At 68.2% G+C, this 7,374-nt stretch carries 5 protein-coding genes; 4 read left to right on the top strand and 1 reads right to left on the bottom strand.

Features of this window, described 5'->3' with window-relative positions:
• Window positions 1-41: 41 nt before the first annotated feature.
• Window positions 42-1,781, top strand: coding sequence for an ABC transporter substrate-binding protein (locus FE256_RS03615; protein WP_138172863.1), 1,740 nt, complete (start codon window positions 42-44; stop codon window positions 1,779-1,781).
• A 19-nt stretch (window positions 1,782-1,800) separates the two neighbouring features.
• Here the strand turns inward: FE256_RS03615 and FE256_RS03610 are convergent, their stop codons facing one another.
• Entirely contained in the window at window positions 1,801-2,637 is an 837-nt protein-coding gene (locus tag FE256_RS03610) for a CPBP family intramembrane glutamic endopeptidase (RefSeq protein WP_252370889.1), read from the bottom strand.
• 162 nt (window positions 2,638-2,799) lie between these two features.
• Here FE256_RS03610 and FE256_RS03605 point away from each other — a divergent pair, with 162 nt between their 5' ends.
• From FE256_RS03605 to FE256_RS03595, 3 genes are all read left to right on the top strand, one after another.
• Complete coding sequence (locus tag FE256_RS03605) at window positions 2,800-4,593, top strand: ABC transporter family substrate-binding protein (protein WP_138172861.1); 1,794 nt, start codon at window positions 2,800-2,802, stop codon at window positions 4,591-4,593.
• Between the two features lie 153 nt (window positions 4,594-4,746).
• A complete protein-coding gene (locus tag FE256_RS03600) occupies window positions 4,747-6,291 on the top strand; it encodes an ABC transporter permease (RefSeq protein WP_138172860.1) in 1,545 nt (514 codons plus the stop codon).
• 31 nt (window positions 6,292-6,322) lie between these two features.
• The gene (locus tag FE256_RS03595) at window positions 6,323-7,372 is read left to right on the top strand and encodes an ABC transporter permease (RefSeq protein WP_138172859.1); all 1,050 of its coding nucleotides are present in this window, start codon (window positions 6,323-6,325) and stop codon (window positions 7,370-7,372) included.
• Window positions 7,373-7,374 lie beyond the last annotated feature (2 nt).

Genomic DNA, 7,374 nt, shown 5'->3' with positions numbered 1-7,374 from the left:
CCTCAGGGCAACCCACAGGGGGCATTGGGTAGGGTGCCCCTGTGCATCTCGGGCAGTATCAGCAGACCTCGTCGACGCCGCGTCGCCGCTTCGTGCGGCTGGCCGCTCTGACCGCGGCCGCGGTCGTGGCCCTCGCCGGCTGTTCGGCGCCGGAGCCGGCCCCGGCCGAAGAGCCGGTCGCTCGCACGAGCCTGACCGTCGGAGTCGTCGGGACACCGACGAGCTTCAACGCCGCCAGCGCGAACGGCGACACCCCGGCGAACCGCGCTGTCTCCGCGCTCATCGACGAGCGTCTGGGGTCGCTGGACGGCAACCTCCAAGTCGTTCCCAACGGCGGCCTGGGCCGGATCACGCGCGTCGAGGGCGACCCCCTGACCGTCAGCTACGAGCTCTTCACCGATCGGACGTGGTCGGATGGCACCCCGATCACCCTCGACGACCTCGTGTTCGGCTGGGCGGTCTCGTCGCACTACTTCGACGACGCGACCTACGACGAGACCGGTGCGCTGGTGTCGGGCACGCGCTACTTCGAAACCGCGACCCTCCCGGATCCCAACGCCCGCACGGCGCGGCCCACGATCGATCGCGCCGACGACACCCTGACACTGACCTACGCGGAGCCGTTCGCGGACTGGAACCGGCAGTGGCTGCTCGACCGTCCGATCCATGTCGTCGCCGCGAAGGCCGGAGTGACCGTCAAAGACCTCATGACGGCGATCCTGACGACGCCCGAGGGCGACCCCTCCGCACCCGCCACCCCGAACCCGGTGCTGGCCGCCGCGGCGGCCGCGTGGAACACCGGTTTCGCCGCGGCCGCCGACGGAACGCTCGATCCGGCAGCGGCGGTCGCGTCCGGACCGTGGAAGGTCACCGAGGCCGCGGCATCCGCGGTCACACTCGTCCGCCGCGACGATTACCAGGGCGGGCACTATCCGGGCCTCGAGGGGCTGACGATCCGGTTCTTCCCCGATCGTGCGGCTCAGGTCGCCGCGCTCGCGGCCGGTGAGGTCGACGTCGCCAACATCGGCGATCCGGATGCCGCCGACCTCGAGACCCTCGCCGACGCCGGTGTGACCGTCACGACGGGGCCGACCACGCAGACGCTGCAGCTCCGCTTCGCCGAGACCGCGTCGACGGCGCTGCGCGAGGCGGTGAGCCTGTCGCTCGACCGCGACGCGCTGGTCAAGGACATCCTCTCGGAGCAGCGGCCCGACGCACGCCCGCTGCAATCGTTCCTGTCGTCCCCGGGCATGGGCCAGACTTACAGCGACCTCGTCTCGGGCAACGGAGCGCCGGGCACAGGCAGCGACCCCGGTGCCGCGCGATCGGCGCTGGACGACCGCCCCGCCGTGCTCCGTGTCGCTCACGACCCCACCGACGAGATCTCGTCCGCCGTCTTCGCTCGGATGATCGCGATGGGCGCAGAGGCGGGCATCGCCGTGCGCGCGGCGGCGGCGACGGAGACACCGGATGCCACCCTGGCCTGGGTCGGAGAGGACGAGAGCCTCTACCGGTCGGCGCGCGACCGTCTGGCCGAGGGAGTCTCGACCCCCGTGGCCGAGGACGAGTTCGCCGAGCTGACGCGCGACACCGATCCGGTCGACGTGCTCGCCCACGCGAAGGAGATCGATCGCGCCCTCTTCGCGGAGTTCACCGGGGTGCCGTTGCTCGAGCGCACCGGCGCCGTGGCTGTCGCCAAGGGCGTCGGGGGAGTGCCGTACACGTCCGAGCCCAACGGGATGCCGCCGTCGTTCTGGACGTGGTCCCCTCCCGCTCCCTGACGCGCCGCTTCCCGAGGCCTCAGGCCGTCGGGGAGGCGGTCGGCGTCGGCGTCGGTGTGGTGGGCGCGAAGATCCCGGGCCACCAGGCCGCCGCGAGCGGGTAGCCGACGAAGGCGACGATGTCGATCAGCGTATGTGCGACGACGAGGGGCATCACGCGTCCCCACCGCTTGTAGCACCAGCCGAAGACGAGCCCCATCACGACGTTCCCGAGCGCGGACGGCCACCCCTGGTAGAGGTGGTAGCTCCCGCGCAGCAGCGCCGTGGACACGATGATCCACGTCCACGACCACCCGAGGCGCCGCAGGCGATCGAACAGGTACCCGAGGAAGACGACCTCCTCGGTGAGCCCGGCTCGCAGCGCGGCGAGGACGAGGAGGGCGATGACCCACCACGACGAATCGAGGGGCGCGGGCACCACCGCGATGCTCTGCCCCAGGAGTCGCCCGACGGCGTACACCCCGATCCCCGGGACGCCGATGAGGACGACGAGGGCCACTCCGCGGGCCACGTCCGAGCCGAAGCGGCGGAAGTCCAGTCCGATGCGTCGCAGCGCGTTGTCGGCGGGCTCCCAGAGCAGATACACGACCAGGCCGACGAGAGCCAGCGAGAAGAAGATGTCGAGGAACTGGTACAGCGCATCCCAGAAGGGTTCGGCGCTGCGCGAGGGATTCAGCTGCGTCTGCTGCTGCGAGATCGGAGCCCGGGTGGCGGCCCGCACGAACGCGACGACAGAGTAGATGGCGGACTGGCCGACGCTGATCAACAGCACCAGCACGATTTCCCAGGGGAGACGGCGACGCCGGAAGGCGTCTTGTTCGATTCCGGGACCGGAGAAGGCCTCACTGCGCGGCATGTTGTCAGATTGCCACATGCAACCGCGTTCGAATTAAAGGTATGTAACGGTTTCCCCAGGAGTTTTGACCAACGCAAGGCGTTTACCTAGGGTTTCGGTATCCACGGCCCCCCGCTGTCCCGACAGTGCGGGGTGCCCGTCAAACCTTGCACAGGAGGCAAAGTGTCTGAAAAGACTCGGCGCGCACGCGCCCTGACGGCGGGAGCAGGTGTCGCTATCGCGGCCCTCGCACTCGCCGGCTGCACCACCACTGCCGCACCCGACAGCGGGTCGAGCACCGGTGGCACCATCACGATCGCCACGACGAACGCCTTCACGTCGTTCAACGGCGACACCCCCGAGGCGAACCTGGACACCAACGGCATGGTGGGCTACCTCACCGGTGTCAGCGGCGGCCTCGGCCTCGGTGGCTTCCAGCGCCTCGACAAGGACTTCAGCGTCCTGAACAACACCGACTTCGGCACCTACGAGAAGGTCTCGGACGACCCGCTGACGGTGAAGTACACCATCAACGAGGGCCTCACCTGGTCGGACGGCGAGCCCATCAACGCCGATGACATGCTCGTGAACTGGGCCATCAACTCGGGGTACTACAACGACGCCGTCCTCGACCCGTCCAGCGGCGAGGTCACCAACGGCGGCACCCAGTACTTCAGCCTCGCGGGCAGCACCGCGGGCCTGGACACCACCGCCTTCCCCGAGATCAGCGACGACAACATGTCGATGACCCTCGTCTACTCGAAGCCCTTCGTGGACTACGAGCTCGTCAACCCGATCGGCAAGCCCGCTCACGTGCTCGCCGAGAAGGCCGGCGTCTCCGAGGCCGACTTCGTCCAGCTCCTCAAGGACACCCCCAAGGGTGACCCCGCGGCTCCCGTCGCCCCCAACGCGACCCTCAAGGCCGCCGCGGACTTCTGGAACACCGGCTACGACGTGACGGCCATGCCGACCGATGAGAGCCTTCTCGTCGCGAGCGGTCCGTTCATCGTGACCGCCTTCACGCCCGAGCAGAGCATCACGCTGGGGAAGAACCCCAACTACAAGGGCTCCATGTCGCCCTCGTACGACCAGCTGATCATCCGCTTCATCGGTGACGCCAACGCACAGGTCACGGCCCTCCAGAACGGTGAGGTCCAGGCCATCCAGCCGCAGCCCTCCGCCGACACGCTGACGGCGCTCGAGAACGCCAACGCGACCGTCCACGCGGGTAGCCAGCTGGCGTACGACCACGTCGACCTGAGCTTCGGCGGCGTGTTCGCCGACGCCAACGTCCGCGAGGCCTTCCTCAAGACGATCCCGCGTCAGCAGATCCTCGACTCGATCGTCAAGCCGGTCAACCCCGACGCCGAGGTGCTCAACTCGCAGATCTTCCTGCCCACCGACGGTGACCAGTACAACACCGCCGTCTCCGCGAGCGGATACGACGCGTTCACCGAGCCCGACGTCGAGGGCGCGAAGGCTCTGCTGAACGGTGCGACCCCGACGGTCCGCATCCTCTACAACACCAACAACCCCAACCGTGTCGACAGCTTCCGCGCCATCCAGCAGTCGGCGCAGCAGGCGGGCTTCAACATCGTGGATGCCGGTTCGCCCGACTGGAGCTCGCTCCTGGGCAGCGGCAGCTACGACGTGTCCATCTTCGGATGGGTGTCGCCGGGTGCCGGTAACGCTGCTCTCCCGCAGATCTTCAAGAGCGGCGGCGGCGGAAACTACAACAACTACAGCAACCCGGCCGTCGACACCCTCGTCGACGAGAGCCAGGTGACGGTCGATGCCGCGAAGCTCGCCGACATCAAGGTGCAGATCGACACCGCGACGGCGAAGGACTTCTACGGTCTGCCGCTGTTCCAGTCGCCGGGCCTGTTCGCCGACAACGGTTCCGTCCAGGGCGTCGACTACTTCGGCGGCCAGACGGGCATCGTGTGGAACGCGCAGGAGTGGACGCTGGCGGGTTGATGACCCGTTGATCCCTCGTGAGGCGCCGGAGTCGCTCGGCTCCGGCGCCTCACTTCGTCTGCGCGCGGTGCGCCCCACCCCGGTGCACGCGCGACTATCCTTTCCTGGGCGCCCACAGGCGTCCGTCACCCGATCGAAAGAAGTCCTCCCGCGATGGTCGGATTCATCCTCAGGCGCATCGCCGTCTCGATCCTGGTCCTGCTCGCAGCGTCGTTCATCATGTACGTGCTGGCCGCCAACTCCGGCGACCCGCTGCAGGACCTGCGCGACAGCTCGGCCGCCAACCGTGACCAGTTGATCGCCGCACGCGTCGCGGCGCTCGACCTGAACGTCCCCCCGCCTCTGCGGTACTTCCTGTGGCTCGGCGGTGCAGCCGGCTGCCTCATCCCGTTCGCCGGGACGTGCAATCTGGGTCTCACGATCTCGAACGCCCCGGTCCTCGACATCCTCCCGACCGCCATCTGGTCGACCCTCCAGCTCGTGACGGCGTCGTTCGTGCTGGCCATCGTCCTCGGCATCGTCGTCGGCGTCGTCTCCGCCCTGCGTCAGTACAGCGGATTCGACTTCGGTATCACCCTCCTCAGCTTCTTCCTCTTCTCGCTGCCGTCGTTCCTCGTCGCCGTGCTGCTGAAGGAGTTCATGGCCCTGGGGTTCAACAGCTTCCTCGAATCGGCCACGTCCATCCCGATATGGGTGATCGCCCTGCTCACGGTGATCAGCGCGGTGATCTGGCAGGCGATGATCGGGGGCGACGCCCGTCGCCGCATCATCGTTGCCGCGACCGCAGGTCTCGCCACGGTCGCGCTCCTGGTGTACTTCAACGTCACGGACTGGTTCCGCAACCCCGGTTTCGGTCCCGTCGGTCTGCTCTTGCTCATCGCCGGCGTCGTCGTCATCGTCACGGCGCTGATCGCCGGCCTCCGCAACCGCCGCGCGCTCATCGTGGCGGCGCTCAACGGCGCCATCGCCTACGTCTGCTACTTCGCGCTGCAGGGGCTGTTCGACATCTCCACGCTCGCCACCGTCATCATCCTCGGCGTCGTCGCCGTCGCGGTGGGCCTCGTCTCGGGCTACGTCCTCGGCGCCCCCGATCGCGGCATGGCCGCCCGGATCGGCGCGCTCGTGGCGTTCCTGTCCGGCGCTCTCGTCGTGCTCGACCGCTACATGCAGTCGTGGCCGCAGTACGTCAACAACCCCCGCATCAACGGCCGCCCCATCGCGACCGTCGGCGCGAGCACCCCGGGGTTCACCGGGGACATGTGGATCACCGGCATCGACACGTTCACGCACCTGCTGCTGCCGACGATCTCGCTGCTGCTCATCTCGTTCGCCGGCTACACGCGGTACGCCCGTGCCGGAATGCTCGAGGTGATGAACCAGGACTACATCCGCACGGCGCGGGCCAAGGGCCTTCCCGAGCGCACCGTCATCCTGCGGCACGGCCTGCGGAACATGCTGATCCCGATCGTGACGCTCGTCGCCACCGACGTCGGCGCGCTCCTGGGTGGTGCGGTCATCACGGAGAAGGTCTTCGCGATCTCGGGCATGGGGGCGTTGTTCGTCACCTCGATCCAACGCGTCGACGTGAACCCCGTCATGGGCTACTTCCTCGTCATCGCCATCACCGCGATCGTCTTCAACTTCCTGGCCGATCTCGCCTACGCCACGCTCGACCCCCGCGTGCGAGTGGTCGCATGATCGCCGCCGTCCGAATCCCGGAGGTCCTCCGATGACCCAGATGCTCCCCGAGCCCGCGAACGTCGACGCGCCGCCGCCGTCCGACGAACGGCAGACCGTCGGCGTCAGCCAGGGACGGCTCATCCTGCGTCGCTTCCTCTCGAACAAGGTCGCCGTCGTCTCCGGCATCCTGTTCGTCCTCCTCGCGATCTTCTCGATCTCGGCGATCGGGCTCGGCCCGATCCCGGGGTGGTGGAAGTACGACTACAGCTCGCTGAACCCCCAGAACGACGGCGGGGCTCCCACGCTGTCGCTGTTCCCGTTCTCGGTGGGCGACCACCCGTTCGGCCAGGACCGCATCGGTATCGACTACTTCGCGATGACGATGCGCGGCATCCAGAACTCCATCCTCGTGATGCTCGTCATCAGCGTCGTGGGAACGGCCGTCGGAACCGTCATCGGTGCCCTCGCCGGCTACTACCGCGGGTGGGTGGACTCGGTGCTCATGCGCATCACCGACGTGTTCATCGTCATCCCGATCATCGTGATCGGTGCGGTCGTCGGTCGAGCCACCGGCGGTCTCGGTGTCATCCCCCTGGCGTTCTTCCTCGCGATGGTGTCGTGGACCACAATCGCCCGCCTGGTGCGCGCCGAGTTCCTGTCGCTGCGTGAACGCGAGTTCGTCGAGGCGGCGCGCGTGGCCGGCGCCAGCGATGCCCGCATCATCTTCAAGCACATCCTGCCCAACGCCATCGGCGTGGTGATCGTGGCGGCGACGCTGCTGGCGGCCTCGGCGATCCTCCTCGAGACGGCCCTGAGCTACCTGCAGCTCGGTGTGCGTCCGCCGGACGTCTCGCTGGGCCTGATCATCTCCGACAACCAGTCGGCTTTCCAGACCCGCCCGTGGCTGTTCTGGTGGCCCGCGGTGTTCATCGTGCTCCTCGCGGTGCTCGTGAACTTCGTCGGTGACGGCCTGCGCGACGCGTTCGACCCGCGTCAGAAGCGGTTCTCGCTGCGTCGGACGAAGGAGCAGGCGGCGCCGTCCACCACCGCGCCCGCGAGCGTCCAGGGACGCGTGCACCCGGAGACGCCGTCGTCATGACG

It is taken from the genome of Microbacterium sp. 5K110 (assembly GCF_005774735.1).
GTDB lineage: Bacteria > Actinomycetota > Actinomycetes > Actinomycetales > Microbacteriaceae > Microbacterium.
The sequence above is the reverse complement of the archived record's forward strand: the minus strand, read 5'-3'. Positions and strand labels throughout refer to the sequence as shown.

What these genes read in the sequence shown, in the direction of transcription:
- FE256_RS03610 (WP_252370889.1), bottom strand. Translation starts at nt 2,637, where the DNA reads ATGCCGCGCAGTGAGGCCTTCTCCGGTCCCGGAATCGAACAAGACGCC.
- FE256_RS03600 (WP_138172860.1), top strand. Translation starts at nt 4,747, where the DNA reads ATGGTCGGATTCATCCTCAGGCGCATCGCCGTCTCGATCCTGGTCCTG.
- FE256_RS03595 (WP_138172859.1), top strand. Translation starts at nt 6,323, where the DNA reads ATGACCCAGATGCTCCCCGAGCCCGCGAACGTCGACGCGCCGCCGCCG.